The sequence below is a fragment of the Collinsella sp. TF05-9AC genome, assembly GCF_003438495.1.
Lineage (GTDB): Bacteria > Actinomycetota > Coriobacteriia > Coriobacteriales > Coriobacteriaceae > Collinsella.
Genome location: NZ_QSSH01000004.1, coordinates 23,909 through 37,983, shown reverse-complemented (window position 1 = coordinate 37,983; position 14,075 = coordinate 23,909). Strand labels below are relative to the sequence as shown.

Below are 14,075 nucleotides of genomic sequence, written 5' to 3'. Positions count from 1 at the left end.
GTCCTAGCCCAGAACCTCTACCTCGACAGCAGTGTCGAGGCGAGCGGCCAGTGCACGGGCGAGCGTGCGAATGGCCTTGATGGTACGGCCACGACGGCCGATGACCTTAGCGACATCATCCTCGGCGACCGAAACCTCAATCGTAGAGGCGTCGTCACCATCGATGACCTCAAGGCTCACGGAATCCGGGTCGTCGACGATCTGAACAACGAGATATTCGACGAGATCGGCGATGCGATCTGAGAGCATTGCCTCACCCTCGAGCTGTGCAGCGTCAACCTCAGGCACGATTTACTCCTCGGCACCCTCAGCGGCCTCAGCGGCAGCCTTAGCGGCCTCGGCCTCTTTGGCGAGCTGCTTCTTGGACTTCTTGACGACGGTCTCGGTCTTCTCGCCCTCGTTGGCGGCCTTGACCAGAGCGGCGACGGCGTCGGTGAGCTGAGCGCCCTTTGACTGCCAGTCGGCGATCTTCTCGAGGTCGAGGTTGATGGTCTTGGGGGCGGTCATCGGGTTGTAGCGGCCAACCTCCTCGATGATACGACCGTCACGCGGGGCGCGGGAATCGGCGACGACGACACGGTAGTACGGACGCTTCTTAGCGCCGTGACGAGCAAGGCGAATCTTGACTGCCAAAGGAAACTCCTCCAACCAAGCAGCTTTAGGCTGCAACTACAAACAAACAGTTGAACATAATACGCCATCGACGCGGGCAGGTGAAGTCCGTGAGACCAACTTCTTCGGTGTAGTCGAGGGCAAATCCATATCTTAGACAAGAATTCGGGATTTGCAAGCACATACACGCACCCCACATGAGCTGCGCGGTATACTCATGACATGGAAAGACGCGAACATACATACGGTTATGAGGATGCCATGGGCGTCACGCCGCCTCCCTGGACGGGTCCGGCGGTGGGCCTGATGGACCTTGATGCGTTTTTTGCGAGCGTGGAAATGCTCGATCATCCCGAATGGCGCGGAAAGCCGCTCATCGTGGGCGGAGACGCCGATTCGCGTGGCGTCGTGTCCACGTGTTCGTATGAGGCGCGTCGCTTTGGCGTGCACTCTGCCATGGCCTCGGCCGAGGCGCGGCGCCTGTGCCCGCAAGCCATTTGGACGCACGGGCACTTTGATCGCTACCACGAGGTGAGCGCGCAGGTCATGGCGATTCTCGCCGACGAGACCCCGCGCGTTGAACGCGTATCCATCGACGAAGCCTTTATCGATATCACACCGGGTCGCTTTGCGCCCGAAGACCCGCTGCTGGTTGCGCAGCGCATCAGCGATCGCGTGGCAGCGCTGGGGGTGACCTGCTCCATTGGCGTGGGCTGCAACAAGACGGTCGCAAAAATCGCAAGCGAGCGGGACAAGCCGTTTGGGCTGACCATCGTGCGCCCTGGAACCGAGCAGCGCTTTTTGGCCGCGCTGCCGGTATCTGCTATGAGCGGCATCGGACGCTCGGCCGAGGAACGGCTGCGCCGCATGCGCATCTACACGCTTGGCGAGCTGTCACGCGCACCGGAATCCACCTTGGCCTCTATTTTTGGCGTCAACGGCGAACGCATGCGCCAACGTGCGCTGGGGCTCGAAATCTCCGAAGTCACAAGTCTCGATGAAGAGCGCGAGGTCAAGTCGGTCAGCAATGAACGCACCTTTGCGAAAGATTTGACTGAGCGCGGGGACATCGAAGCGGCGATTGCGCTGTTGGGAGAGTCAGTGGGACGCCGTCTGCGCCGTCAGGGGCTGACGGGTGCCACGGTAACGCTCAAGCTTAAGTATTCGTATGGCAGCGGGCGTACGGCACAGCGCCGGCTGACGCATCCGACCGACGATGAGAACATCTTTGTAGCGGTGGCGCTCGAGCTGCTCGACAACATCTGGCAGGAAGGCATGCATGTGCGCCTGGCGGGCATCGGCATGAGCGACTTCGACCATCAGGGCGGCATCCAGACCGACCTGTTCTGCGAAGTCGACGACCGCGGAGCCCAATCCAGCGACCGTCGCGACCTCTCGGTCGCCATCGACGCCGTCCGAGACAAATTCGGCGACACCGCCCTATCCTTCGGCCGCCAATCCCGCTTCAACGATTAACCGCCTTTGGACAAAAAGAAAGCCGGGCAGCTGCGAATGATTATTCTAGGACGGGGATTTTTTAATCATTTGGAGCGTCATTTCGCCCTTTGAATGATATTGGTCCCAATTCCCGTCAGACGCGAAATCTGGTCAATCGTAAACCCCCGATGCCTCAACACTGCCAGAAGACGATTTCGCTCTGATTTCGGCAAAGTTTTAAGCTGATAAGGCTCATGCGGAGCCAAAAGAGCCCGGGCAACTTCCAGCGCATCCATATCGGAGATATGCTTACCTTCGGGCATAAAATAGGGATTAGGCTTGCCGTCGGTACTCGAAAGATAAAACGCTTCCGTACCCCCAAACAGATTGAGAATACCTTCACAATCACAAATTTCGGGATGAGAGAAATACTCATGGAAGCTGCTCCAGCGATACAGAGGAGCAGAAGAAATACCTGCTTTTGCAGGATTGTCGTGTATGTATCGGACGCAACGGAGCAGCTGTTTGTCGTCAGAAATGATCACACTCTTGAATCGTTCCTGGAACACCGGTCCGCGGCGGCCGGTTTTTTGATTGAAGTGTTTCGCATATGCCGTATCAATCGCATGCATAGCAACGCTCATCTGATAATCGAGATCATCAAATAGCAGGTGAACATGATTGTCCATGAGGCACCAGGCAAGAAGACGAATATGAGCGGACGTAAATCGTCTGTTCAATAGATTGAGAAAATAAAGGCGATCGTCATCGTCTTCGAAGATCAGCTGGCCAGCACAGCCCTTGAGCATGACGTGATAATGGCCGAGTTCGGACAACGCACGGGCAACACGAGTCATCGAAACTCTCCCTTCCAAGGATGCAGTAGTCACAGCATACAAAAGGAAAGGAAGAAAAAGGCCGAACCGCCCAACAAAGGTGAGCGGTTCGGCAAACGGTAGCAATGATTATTTTATCCCCGTCCCAGAAAAATCATTTAGAGGAGATTGAGGGGGAGCTGGGGGGCGTCTCCCCAGAGTTTCTCGAGGCGGTAGAAGTCGCGGGCTTCGGGAGTGAAGACGTGGACGACAACCGAACCGTAGTCCATGAGCATCCAGGTCTTCTGCTCGCGACCCTCGATGGAGAACGGGTGCTCGCCGCAAGCCTCGGCGACCTTCTCCTCGATCTCGTCGACGATAGAATCGACCTGGCGGTTGTTGGTACCGGTGGCAAGCACAAAGTAGTCGCATACGTCGGAAAGCTCGGTCAGGTCGAGCACCTGAACGTCCTCGCCCTTCTTGTCGTAGGCGGCCTGTGCGGCGGCGCGGGCGACATCCTCGGCGGCGACACCGCTCGCGGACAGCGAGGCGGCAGTGCGGTCGGACGTGGCGGCGAAGCTCTTGTGCTCCACATGTTCAAGAATCTGCTCGTCGGTCATGGTCTCGTCGGCCATGGAATACCTCTTTCTAGACAGCCCGAGCTAGCGCAGCTGGGCGTAATGGTTGTAAATCGAAATAGCCGTGGGATAAAGATAGCGCCCGGACTGGATCACATAGACCAAACCCTGCGCAAAACAGGAGAAGAACAACTCGTCGAGCGACGACTCCCCCACCATCTTGCGCAGCGCATGCGCATAGTCGCCGTGGCGGTTGGGCTCGATGGCATCGGCCACAAAGACCACCATATCGAGCGGCGTCATGTCGCAAGCGCCCACGGTATGACGGTCGACAGCCTGGAAAACGGCCGGCGACAACTCGGGGAAAAGCTGCGGAAGCTCATAGGCGGCAACAGGACCATGCAAAAGCGGCGTCGCGGCGGAAGGAGAACCGGCAATCTTAATGCCGTAATGCAGAGCGCGCGTAACCAGCTCGTCGTCGGAGAGCACTTTGTCCCAGTCGTGGATCAGACCGGCAGCAGCGGCATCAAAGCGGTCAACGCCGTAGACCTCGGCCAGATGAAGTGCGGTCTCGGCAACACCCAGCGAATGCACATAGCGCTTGCGCTTATCCTTCATGCGAACATCGAGCAGCTCTTGAATGCGCTTGAGCAGTGCGCGCTCATCGCCCTCAAACTGATCCTCTACCGACAACGTAGACCCCCATCACTCAAAATCTTCTTGGCCCAAATCGGCATATAGCCTGCGTTTGCGAATGTAGCCGAGCACGGACTCGCTCGTAAGATAGCGCACGCTCATGCCGCGGGCAACTCGCTTACGAATGTTCGTCGAGCTGATCGCCAGCGCCGGAATCTGAATATAGCGCACGTCGAACGGCAGCCCCGACTCTTTGATTCGGGCACGCGCTGTATCGATATCAAAGCCCGGTCGTGTCGCCGCAATAAAGGTAGCAAGCTCAGCGATTCGTTCGGCATCATGCCAGGTCACGATATCGATAATCGCATCGGCGCCCGTAATAAAGTAGAGCTTTACCTGCGGCGGGTAAAAGTCGCGAAGGGCATGAAGCGTATCAGCCGTATAGGTTACGCCCGGGCGGTCGATCTCGAACCGGCTCGCCAAAAAGGCCGGGTTCGCGGCGGTGGCGAGGACCGTCATGGCATAACGGTCCTCGGCAGGCGTCACCGGCTTGTCAAGCTTAAAGGCAGGCGTGCCCGCCGGCATAAAGAGCACGGCATCCAAGTCGAGGGACTCACGCGCCTGCTCAGCGGTCACCAGGTGCCCGTAATGGATGGGATCAAAGGTGCCACCCATAATGCCGAGCCTAAACTCCTGCCCGTCCTCTAGAGGAAGCTCGGGCAGACCGATTCCACCGCGCAGCGACATGGCTTACTCGCCCTCCGAGGTCTCGGCATCGTCCTCGGCATCCGCCGCATCGACAACCTCGACGCCCTCATCCGCAGCATCGGCCACGTCAATGGCCTCGACGGCAACGTCCTCGCCAGCATCCTCGAGCTCTTCGTACTCCGAGAAGTCCTCGGCGCCCTCAAAGTCAAAAGCGCGCTGGCAAATGCGGACCTCGTCGCCCGCACGGCAACCGGCCTTCTCGAGCGCGTCGTCAACACCCATACGCGCAAACTTATGCTGCAGGTAAATGACGGCTTCCTCGTTTTCCCAGTCGGTCTGGATGACCATGCGCTCGATGGCACGACCGACCACGCGGAAGGCACCGGGCTCTTCCTGGACAATGCGGAAACGCTTCTCGCGCTGCAGGCGGCGACGCTCCCACTCCTCGTCGCGCAGATCGACCGGCTCATCAGAGACCGCCAGCTCGGCGCGAAGCTTAGCCACCTGCTCGCCCACGGCAAGCATCAGCGTGTTGAGGCCGGCGCCCGTAACAGCAGACACGGCAAAGAACATATGGCCATCGTCGAGCGCCGCACGCTTAAGGTCGGCAATCTTGTCGGCCGTGCCCGGCGCATCACACTTGTTGGCAACGACGATCTGCGGACGCTCCGAAAGCTCGGCGCCATACTGCTCGAGCTCGCGGTTGATGATGCGATAGTCCTCGACCGGATCGCGATCCTCAAAACCACCCGTCATATCGACGACGTGCATGATGAGTGCCGTACGCTCAATGTGGCGCAGGAACTGGTGACCCAGGCCCTTGCCCTCGCTCGCGCCCTCGATCAAACCGGGAACGTCGGCAACGACGTAAGAATATTCACCGGCACGCACCATGCCGAGGTTCGGCACGAGCGTGGTAAACGGGTAGTCAGCAATCTTGGGGCGGGCGGCACTCATGCGCGCAATGAGCGATGACTTACCCACCGAGGGAAAGCCCACAAGCGCGGCATCGGCCATAAGCTTCATCTCGAGCTCGATCCAGTGTTCCTCGGCAGGCTCGCCGAGCTGGGCAAAGGCCGGAGCGCGACGCACCGACGTCACAAAGTGTGTGTTGCCCAGACCGCCGGCACCGCCGGGCGCCACGACGACGCGCTCGCCGTCGTGCACCAGGTCGGCAATCTCGAACATCGGGGTCTGCGTCTCGGGATCGAGCTCGCGCACCACGGTACCCATAGGGACCTTGAGAATCAGGTCCTCGCCGCTCTTACCGTTACGACGGGCACCCTGCCCGTGCGTGCCGCGCTCGGCGCGGAAGTGATGCTTAAAGCGGTAATCGATCAGCGAAGACAGCTGAGCATCGGCCTGGATGACGACATTGCCGCCACGACCGCCGTCGCCGCCATCGGGGCCGCCCTTGGGGACAAATGCCTCGCGCCTAAACGACATGCATCCGGCTCCGCCGTCGCCGCCGCACACGTTAATGCGGCTGATATCGGTGAACTGTGACAACAGAATCGCCTCCTACAAAAAAGAGGGAGACCCTTGAATCCTAAAACTCAAGTGCCTCCCACATATGTGCTCTATGAAGGGTGAATTACGCGTTCGCGAGCGGGCGTACGCTGACCCTGTGCTTGATACCCTTGTGGAACTCAACGGTACCGTCGACCAGCGCGAACAGCGTGTCGTCCTTACCACGGCCAACGTTCTCACCCGGGTGGATGTGCGTGCCGTGCTGACGGACGAGAATCGTGCCCGTGGTTACCGTCTGGCCGGCATAGCGCTTCGTGCCAAGGCGCTGACCGCGGGAGTCACGGCCATTACGGGAGGAACCGAGTCCTTTTTTGTGTGCCATTGTGTATACCTACTCTTTCGTTACGAGTGTAATCTACTCGGCGACGGGAGCCTCGGCAACAGCCTCGGCCTCTGCCTTGACAGCCTTCTTGGCGCGGGACGTAGCCTGGACCTTCACGATCTTCAGCTTGGTGAGCTGCTGACGGTGACCCTTCAGACGACGATAGCGCTTACGCTTGTGGAACTTGAAGACCAGCTGCTTCTCGCCCTTGAACTGCTCAACGATCTGAGCGGTAACCTTGGCCTTGGCCAGCTTGTCGGGATCGGTGACGATCTTCTTACCATCGTTGAGGAAGATAACCGGCAGGGTGACCTTGTCGCCCTCATTGCCCTCGATCTTCTCGACGGTGATGACATCGTCGGTGGCGACCTTGTACTGCTTGCCGCCCGTGTTAACGATTGCGTACATGTTTACTTGCCCTTCATGCATCAGTTAGTGCAACAGCCGAATATAGTAGCAGGCGAAAATACCCCCGTCAACGAGTATGTGGAGCAAATCCACAAGTTCGCACAGGTATGGGGCTGACGAGTCGGCCCTCGTCGTCCTCGCATGCTTGATTCTGACGCTCGACATCGTAGGAGCAGATGGTCACGAGGTCTTGCATACCGGTGGAAACAATAGGTGCATCCACGCCCGGGGTCAAGCCCTGCAACAAAACATCAGCAGCAGAAAGCAAAATTTCCGGACGCATAGAGCCCTCGTTGTCGGCATGGGTGTCGAGCATGAGAACCAAATGGTCCGGGCGCTCCCCCGCCGTGAGCTCATAGCCAACGAGCGTGTGATCCAAATCCAAGCGCTTGCTCTTTTTGCCGCGCGCGTAGTCGATGCCATGATCCGCGCGCAGCGTGTCGATCGCACGACGCACCTCGTCGGCGCTTACGGGCGCCTCGGGATCCAGGTGTAAGTCGATGCGATACGACAGGCGCGTGAGCTGCGCCGTCAATGCCGGCGTGCGCACGTCGATGTACGCCGCCTCGATGGGCGCCAGATCGGCCGGAGACGCCGCAGCCAGGCGCTCAAACGCCTCGTCGAGCGCCACGAACTCGGTCATAAACAGGTCATACCACTCGCAGGTCGACGACGTACCAACCGGTAGCGCCGAAGAGAAGCCCACGCGCATGTGCGGAGAGAAGCCCTGCGTGACGGCATAGGGAAGTCCCGCACGGCGCACGATGCGCTCAATGGTATGGATCACTTCGAGATGGCCCAGGTACTTAAGGCGATCGCGCTTGCCATAGCGAACACGAAGTCTAAAGAGCGTGGGGTTGTCGGTCAGGCGCTCACTCATGCGCGATCACCCATCAATACATTTTTGGCGTGGAGCGTGGGGCAGATCCCGCAGCCGGTGCACGACGTGCGGGTACAGTCGGGAGTCGTGACGCCCTCGAGCGAGCGACGGTACTCGCGCTCGAGGAAGCCGCGCGTGCAGCCGGGGCTCACGTGCTCCCACGGCAGGCGCCAGTCCAACTCGTAGGGCAGGTGCACGAGCTCATTGAGGTCGATGCCGTTTTTGGCAGCAGCTTCCTTCCAGTTATCGAGCGAGAAATGCTCTACCCAGGCGTCAAAGCGAGAGCCCGAGCGCCAAGCATCGATGATGACGGGCGTCATGTCACGACCGGCGCGGGAAAGCGCGGCCTCGATGAGCGAGGTCTCGGCATCGTGGTAATGCACGCGGACGGCACGGTTGCGAACGCTCGTGATAAGCAGCTTCTGGCGACGCTTGACGTCGTCGTAGTCGAGCTGCGGGCACCACTGGAACGGCGTGGCAGCCTTGGGGATAAAGACCGAAACCGAGATCGACACCGAAATCGAGCCGCGACGAGCCTTGGGCACCACGGAACGACCGAGCTCCAGCACGTGATCGGCCAGATTGGCGATGGCCACGATGTCCTCATCGCGCTCGCCGGGAAGGCCCATCATAAAGTAGAGCTTCATGCGGTTCCAACCGGCCTCGAAGGCCGCCTTGGCCGCACGGTCCAGGTCCTCCTCGGTCACGTTCTTGTTAATGATGTCGCGCATGCGCTGGCTGCCGGCCTCGGGCGCGAACGTCAGTCCGCCCTTCTTTTCGCCGGCGACCGACTCGGCCATATCCACGCCAAACGAATCCAGGCGCTGCGACGGAATAGACACGCGAATACCCGTATCCTCCAGGCGACGGTTGAGCCTGCCGAGCACGTCGCGAATGCAGGAGTGGTCGGTCGTGGAGAGCGAGGTCAGCGACACCTCGTCATAGCCAGTCTTTTCCAGGCCCTGAATCACCGACGAGACGATCTGGTCGGTCGAGCGCTCGCGCACCGGGCGATACGTCATGCCGGCCTGGCAAAAACGACAGCCGCGGGCGCAGCCGCGCAGGATCTCGATAGACAGGCGGTCGTGAACCAGCTGCGCATAGGGCACGCACGACTGCGACAGCGGATTCGTGGCGCCGAAATCCTCGACGACGCGCTTGTAGACCACGGTCGGCGCATCCTTGCCCTCACGTGGCACGGTGTAGCCATGCGGCGAGCAGGGCTCGTCATGACGAACCTCATAGAGTGACGGCACGTAGTTGCCGGCAATGGATGCAAGCTGCTCAACAATCTGCGCGCGCGGGACTCCTTCGTCACGCAGGCGGCGATGCAGCTGGCAGGTCTCGAGCAGCGATTCCTCGCCCTCACCGATGAGGATGGCATCGAAGAAGGCCGCGTACGGCTCGGGGTTGTACACCGAGGGGCCGCCGGCGATGATGATGGGGTCGTCTTCACCTCGGTCGGCCGCTAACAGCGGAATGCCAGCGAGGTCGAGAGCCTCGAGGAAGTTCGTCACCGCCATCTCGTGCGGCACATGCAGGCCGACGATATCAAACGAAGCGACCGGCGCTGCACCCTCGAGCGACAGCAGCGGAATGCCCGCCTCGCGCATGGCGTCACCCATATCGGGCCACGGCACATAGCCGCGCTCGCAGGAGATGCCCTCGGCCTGGTTAAGGATGTTGTAGAGGATGGCGATGCCCTGGTTGGGCAGACCAACCTCGTACACATCCGGGTAGATCAGGCAGCAACGGTAGTCGGCATCGGCCTTGGAAAGCGTGCCCCACTCGTGATCGATATAGCGGCTCGGCTTCTCGACCTTGGCGAGCAACGGCTCAATTAAATGAAAACAATCTTGGTACGGAACGCGCAACGGAAAACCCCTAAGCAGCGAGATCTGATGCGTCCTGGTAGGACGCCATAGGACGGGTAGCGCCCGCGACCGTGGTCACAAGATCGCGAACGCGGGAAAACGTGGCAGTGACCACCTCATTGGCACGGCTGTAGTCGACATCGCGCTCGTAGAGCGAAACGAGCGCACGGCCCATGCCATAGGTGCCCGCGGCAGCAGTGAGCGCCTTGACGGCAAACCCAATATGCGGCGTCTGCTTGACGAGCGCGCGGGTGACCGCGCGAATCACAAGACCGCCGGCAAGCACGCCCGCGACCTCGTAGCCACGCTCGGGTTTAATGCCGCGTCCAAAGACGGCCGCGAGCTCAAAGAGCATGCCCACCTGCGCCAGCGCCATAACGGGATAATCGGCGCCCGGCAAAAACACCAGTGCACCGGTCGCCATATTGGTGAGCGCGCACGAGGTGATGATACGGTTGGCCGCCGCGATGCGCATGAAGGCAAAGTTCGCCGCAAAAGCCGTTTCCTTGTCGGTGCGATCGAGAATCCAGCGGGCAAGCGTCTCGAGCAGATACGTCTTATCGATTGCCGCTACCACGCCGAGCATGGGCGTGGACTCCTCGATAAACGGCACCTCCACAGCAGACTCGGCAAGCACGCACACGGGCGCGCCGGCGATCACGAGCTCCTGCACGGCACTCTCCAAGCGGTCGGAACCACACGAGAGCACCAGCACCACATCGGTATCGGTCTTTGGAGCAATTCGCTCCTCCCCCAGACGCTCGACGCGCACAATGCCCGAGGTCGTCTGCGGCACAAAGGCGTCACGCACCGTCTCGGCCAGAAAGCGCGAGGCGGACGAATCCAGATAGACCGAGACGCGCACCGGCGTATCGGAATCCTTCTTAACGGACGCGCCCATCTTAAAAGCGCGGGTCAGCTTATCTACGGGAATTTTCATAGCAAACCCCTCCAGCGGTTACGCGGCGCCCGAACGATGCCGCCATATGGATTGTACGATACCCACCGTCAGCAGCTGAATCATCATCGAAGACGAACCGAAGCTAATAAACGGTAGCGGAATACCGGTAATCGGCATCATGCCGATGCACATGCCGATGTTTTCGAAAGTCTGGAACGCCCACATGCCAACGATGCCCACACACGAAAGACGCAAAAACAGCGACTCGCACTTAAAGGCGACGCGAATCGTCGAAAAGATCAGCAGCACGTAGAGGCACAGGAGCAAAAAGGAACCGCAAAAGCCAAAGGTCTCGGACAGGAAGGCGAAGACGAAGTCGGTGTGGAACTCAGGCAGAAAGCCGCCGGCCGACTGCGTCGCATGCCCCAGGCCCTTACCAAAGAAGCCGCCCGAGCCAACGGCGATAAGCGACTGCTGCAGGTTGTAGGCATCGTCCGAATCGGCATTATCGGGGTCGATAAAGACCGTCAGACGGTTCATCTGATACTGCTTGATGAGCACATCGTGGCCGAGCAACGAATCAAAGACCGAATCAAGCGCCAGGACGAGGGCCACCAGGCCCACGAGCAGGGCCAGGGTCGACAGCACCCATTCGCGGCGTGCACCGCTCATGCAGATGACGATGGCGCCCGAAACCAGCACGACCAGGCCCGAGCCCAGGTCACCCATGGCAACGACGGCCAAAAACGGAATGGACAGCATGCCGCAGAGCTTGACGTAGTCGCGAACGGTATCGATGCGACCGTTATACTGCGAACCAAGCGTAGCAATAAAGAAGATGGTGATGAGCTTGGCAAGCTCAACCGGCTGGAACGTCAAGCCGATACCGGGAATCTTGATCCAGCCCGTCATGCCCAGACCGCCCGTATAGGACAGACCCGGAATCTTGGGCGAGAAGATCACGATCAGGTCGATGACGAGCAACGCCGTCGAGAAATTGGAAATACCGCGCAGGTCGGTACGCCAGACCAGCACCGCCAGCACCGCCCCGATGCCAATTCCCAGAAGATGGCGTGAAAACGATGCATCGGCCTTAAACTGCGAAGCCGACCAGATAATGATGGCACCGTAGGCGACGAGCGCCACAGTAGCCACGAGCACACCGATATGCACCTTTTGGCGAAACGTGCCGCGCGAGACCGAAAGTTGCTTGTTGACGCGGTCCAGGCTGCTGCGAGAGCCGGTCTTGGTTGAACGGAACAGATCCGCCGGAGAAAAATCCATCGCAACCTCCTATCGAACCGAAGAATCGCCCGAGGCCGAAGAGGTATCGGGCTCGTCATAAATCACGCCGAGCACGTCGCGCACGACATGCATCGCGGTATCTGAGCCACCGCCGCCCTGCTCCAGGACGGTAGCGATGACATACTTGGGATCATCGGCCGGTGCATAGGCGCAGAACCACGCGTATTCGTCCTCGCCACTTTTCTCGCCCGTGCCCGACTTGCCGTATACCTGCGGCGTCAGGGTGCCAAAGTGCGCCGCCAGGGACGTCGATGCCGTGTAAATCACGTCGTGCATGCCGTTGCGAACAAGAGCCAAATCCGAATCGCTGTTGATCTTGGCCTCCAGGCGCTTCTTCTTGCCCTTGCCATTGTACTTATAGGCATCGCCGTCGCCATCGCGCGACACGGCAGACAAAAATACGTGAGGCACGTACTGTTTGCCGCCGTTGGCAAGACCCATATAGGCGCACGCCATCTGCAGGGGCGTCACCAGGATGTCGCCCTGGCCGATAGCAATGTTGGTCATATCGCCGGCATTCCACTTGCGGTCCTCGGCAGAGGCGTCGGTGAAGTACGACTCTTTCCACTCGGCATCGGGAATACGACCCGCGCCCTCACTCGGCAGATCGATACCGCAGGTCTTGCCTAGGCCCCAGCGACGAAAGACCTCCTGCAGGCCCTCGGGATGTTGCTCGTCATAAAAGAACGCCTTACCCATGTCGTAGAAGACGGGGTCGCACGAGTTGGCGATACCCGACTGCAGCGTCATGGTGCCGTGGCCAGACGTCAGCCAGCAGCGCTTGCCCCAAGCCTTGCCCAGACCCGTCCAATAACCCGTGCAGTTGGTTGTCTGCGTTGAAGTGTAGGTTCCAAACTCAAGACCGGCCAGTGCCGAGAGCGGCTTGATGGTCGAGGCCGACATGTACTGTCCGCTAATGGCGCGGTTGAGCAGCGGGTGCGAACCCTTGTCATCATTGAGCTCGGTCCACACGTCATTTGAGACGCCGCCGATAAAGACGGACGGATCGAACTTGGGCTGGCTCGCCATGCCCAGGATCTCGCCATTGTTGGGATCGAGACACACCACAGCGCCGTTGCCGGCATTGCTGTAGCCAGTGGTCTTGGCAAGCTCGATAGCGCTCGCCAGCGCCGTCTCACAGGCCTGTTGGATCTTAAGGTCGAGCGTGAGCTTAATGTCGGAGCCGGCCTTCGCGGACACGGCGCCGGCCTGACCGGTCACATTGCCCGAGGCATCGACCTTGACGGTCTGCTCGCCACGAATACCCTGCAGCAGGTTTTCGTAGTAGCTCTCAACGCCCGCCTGGCCCACGATATCGCCCGACTGGTACGTAATCTTGCCAGCAGAAGCATCATCATCGCCAGAGGTTTTCTTATTCTGGGCCTCGAGCTGCTCGGAGGTAATGGTGCCGGTATAGCCCAAGATATGGCATGCCGTCTCGCCGTATGGATACTGGCGCTCGGTACGCTCGGCAATCTTGACGCCCGGGAACTCGCCGGCGTGCTCCTTGATATAGGCAACCGTGGAGCGACGGACGTCCGTCGCGATGGTATGCAGGCTCTGAGCGCCCTCTGTATTGTCCTGAATATTGCGAAGGACCGCCACATAAGGCATTCCAAGCACGTTGGCAAGATGGCGAACCAGAACCTCATCCTCGGCAAGGTCGCGGTAGGCCACGACAGCAAGTGAGGGACGGTTCTGGACAAGCGCCACGCCATTGCGGTCGAGGATGCGACCACGCACAGCGGGTGTGGTAACGGTGCGAGTCTGATTACTATTGGCCTGCTTCTCGTAATAGTCCGACGAGACCATCTGCATGCCCCACAGCTTGACGGCAAGTGCCGCAAACATCGCACCCACACCCGTGGTGAGGATGGAAAAGCGGCCCTTAAAGGCGGTCGCCGCGGTATTGCCCTCGCCCTCGGTGGCGCGCGGGGCCGTTCCATGCTGCGTATCGTAGGTAAAACGGGAATCGCCACGACGCATGATGACCAGCGCGACCACGATGGCCACAACCAGCACGATACCGGCGATAATAACCGTCAACTGGGAAGACATCTACGGGCCTC

Annotated in this window: 15 protein-coding genes; 1 reads left to right on the top strand and 14 read right to left on the bottom strand. The window is 59.9% G+C overall.

Annotated elements, in window-relative coordinates; translation table 11 throughout:
* Nucleotides 1-3: 3 nt before the first annotated feature.
* Both DXC52_RS02110 and rpsP read right to left on the bottom strand, forming a co-directional pair.
* On the bottom strand, nucleotides 4-249 hold the full coding sequence (locus DXC52_RS02110; protein ID WP_171021534.1) for a KH domain-containing protein: 246 nt from the start codon (nucleotides 247-249) through the stop codon (nucleotides 4-6).
* Between the two features lie 42 nt (nucleotides 250-291).
* Nucleotides 292-633, bottom strand: coding sequence for a 30S ribosomal protein S16 (gene rpsP, locus DXC52_RS02105; protein ID WP_022094749.1), 342 nt, complete (start codon nucleotides 631-633; stop codon nucleotides 292-294).
* A 201-nt stretch (nucleotides 634-834) separates the two neighbouring features.
* Here rpsP and dinB point away from each other — a divergent pair, with 201 nt between their 5' ends.
* Nucleotides 835-2,088 (top strand): DNA polymerase IV, encoded by a 1,254-nt coding sequence (dinB, locus tag DXC52_RS02100; protein ID WP_199409415.1) that lies wholly within the window; start codon nucleotides 835-837, stop codon nucleotides 2,086-2,088.
* A 77-nt stretch (nucleotides 2,089-2,165) separates the two neighbouring features.
* Here dinB and DXC52_RS02095 read toward each other — a convergent pair whose 3' ends face one another.
* The 12 genes from DXC52_RS02095 to mrdA form a co-directional block, all read right to left on the bottom strand.
* Entirely contained in the window at nucleotides 2,166-2,906 is a 741-nt protein-coding gene (locus tag DXC52_RS02095; RefSeq protein WP_117745949.1) for a transposase, read from the bottom strand.
* 137 nt (nucleotides 2,907-3,043) lie between these two features.
* A complete protein-coding gene (gene rsfS / locus DXC52_RS02090; RefSeq protein WP_117745948.1) occupies nucleotides 3,044-3,499 on the bottom strand; it encodes a ribosome silencing factor in 456 nt (151 codons plus the stop codon).
* A 27-nt stretch (nucleotides 3,500-3,526) separates the two neighbouring features.
* Complete coding sequence (gene yqeK, locus DXC52_RS02085; RefSeq protein WP_192934390.1) at nucleotides 3,527-4,060, bottom strand: bis(5'-nucleosyl)-tetraphosphatase (symmetrical) YqeK; 534 nt, start codon at nucleotides 4,058-4,060, stop codon at nucleotides 3,527-3,529.
* Nucleotides 4,061-4,147: 87 nt separating this feature from the next.
* Nucleotides 4,148-4,825 carry a nicotinate-nucleotide adenylyltransferase gene (nadD, locus tag DXC52_RS02080; protein ID WP_089573445.1) on the bottom strand — a complete coding sequence of 226 codons (678 nt, stop codon included), beginning with the start codon at nucleotides 4,823-4,825 and terminating at the stop codon, nucleotides 4,148-4,150.
* A gap of 3 nt (nucleotides 4,826-4,828) precedes the next feature.
* Nucleotides 4,829-6,295: a GTPase ObgE gene (gene obgE / locus DXC52_RS02075; protein ID WP_172544921.1), complete on the bottom strand. Its 1,467-nt coding sequence runs from the start codon at nucleotides 6,293-6,295 to the stop codon at nucleotides 4,829-4,831.
* An 85-nt stretch (nucleotides 6,296-6,380) separates the two neighbouring features.
* Nucleotides 6,381-6,638, bottom strand: a complete 258-nt coding sequence (gene rpmA, locus DXC52_RS02070) for a 50S ribosomal protein L27 (protein ID WP_006236075.1) — start codon at nucleotides 6,636-6,638, stop codon at nucleotides 6,381-6,383.
* Nucleotides 6,639-6,671: 33 nt separating this feature from the next.
* Nucleotides 6,672-7,046, bottom strand: coding sequence for a 50S ribosomal protein L21 (rplU, locus tag DXC52_RS02065; RefSeq protein WP_035138585.1), 375 nt, complete (start codon nucleotides 7,044-7,046; stop codon nucleotides 6,672-6,674).
* 67 nt (nucleotides 7,047-7,113) lie between these two features.
* Complete coding sequence (locus DXC52_RS02060; protein WP_117745946.1) at nucleotides 7,114-7,926, bottom strand: TIGR03936 family radical SAM-associated protein; 813 nt, start codon at nucleotides 7,924-7,926, stop codon at nucleotides 7,114-7,116.
* Nucleotides 7,923-9,800, bottom strand: coding sequence for a TIGR03960 family B12-binding radical SAM protein (locus DXC52_RS02055; protein WP_117745945.1), 1,878 nt, complete (start codon nucleotides 9,798-9,800; stop codon nucleotides 7,923-7,925). Before DXC52_RS02055 ends, DXC52_RS02060 begins: the two co-directional genes overlap by 4 nt.
* 10 nt (nucleotides 9,801-9,810) lie before the next feature.
* Nucleotides 9,811-10,740, bottom strand: a complete 930-nt coding sequence (locus DXC52_RS02050; RefSeq protein WP_117745944.1) for a YcjF family protein — start codon at nucleotides 10,738-10,740, stop codon at nucleotides 9,811-9,813.
* Between the two features lie 18 nt (nucleotides 10,741-10,758).
* On the bottom strand, nucleotides 10,759-11,985 hold the full coding sequence (locus DXC52_RS02045) for an FtsW/RodA/SpoVE family cell cycle protein (protein WP_117745943.1): 1,227 nt from the start codon (nucleotides 11,983-11,985) through the stop codon (nucleotides 10,759-10,761).
* Between the two features lie 9 nt (nucleotides 11,986-11,994).
* Nucleotides 11,995-14,064, bottom strand: a complete 2,070-nt coding sequence (gene mrdA / locus DXC52_RS02040) for a penicillin-binding protein 2 (protein WP_117745942.1) — start codon at nucleotides 14,062-14,064, stop codon at nucleotides 11,995-11,997.
* Between the last annotated feature and the right edge of the window lie 11 nt (nucleotides 14,065-14,075).

What these genes read in the sequence shown, in the direction of transcription:
- rsfS (WP_117745948.1), bottom strand. Translation starts at nt 3,499, where the DNA reads ATGGCCGACGAGACCATGACCGACGAGCAGATTCTTGAACATGTGGAG.
- rpmA (WP_006236075.1), bottom strand. Translation starts at nt 6,638, where the DNA reads ATGGCACACAAAAAAGGACTCGGTTCCTCCCGTAATGGCCGTGACTCC.
- DXC52_RS02050 (WP_117745944.1), bottom strand. Translation starts at nt 10,740, where the DNA reads ATGAAAATTCCCGTAGATAAGCTGACCCGCGCTTTTAAGATGGGCGCG.
- DXC52_RS02045 (WP_117745943.1), bottom strand. Translation starts at nt 11,985, where the DNA reads ATGGATTTTTCTCCGGCGGATCTGTTCCGTTCAACCAAGACCGGCTCT.
- DXC52_RS02095 (WP_117745949.1), bottom strand. Translation starts at nt 2,906, where the DNA reads ATGACTCGTGTTGCCCGTGCGTTGTCCGAACTCGGCCATTATCACGTC.
- rplU (WP_035138585.1), bottom strand. Translation starts at nt 7,046, where the DNA reads ATGTACGCAATCGTTAACACGGGCGGCAAGCAGTACAAGGTCGCCACC.
- mrdA (WP_117745942.1), bottom strand. Translation starts at nt 14,064, where the DNA reads ATGTCTTCCCAGTTGACGGTTATTATCGCCGGTATCGTGCTGGTTGTG.
- dinB (WP_199409415.1), top strand. Translation starts at nt 835, where the DNA reads ATGGAAAGACGCGAACATACATACGGTTATGAGGATGCCATGGGCGTC.
- yqeK (WP_192934390.1), bottom strand. Translation starts at nt 4,060, where the DNA reads ATGAAGGATAAGCGCAAGCGCTATGTGCATTCGCTGGGTGTTGCCGAG.
- DXC52_RS02060 (WP_117745946.1), bottom strand. Translation starts at nt 7,926, where the DNA reads ATGAGTGAGCGCCTGACCGACAACCCCACGCTCTTTAGACTTCGTGTT.
- nadD (WP_089573445.1), bottom strand. Translation starts at nt 4,825, where the DNA reads ATGTCGCTGCGCGGTGGAATCGGTCTGCCCGAGCTTCCTCTAGAGGAC.
- DXC52_RS02110 (WP_171021534.1), bottom strand. Translation starts at nt 249, where the DNA reads ATGCTCTCAGATCGCATCGCCGATCTCGTCGAATATCTCGTTGTTCAG.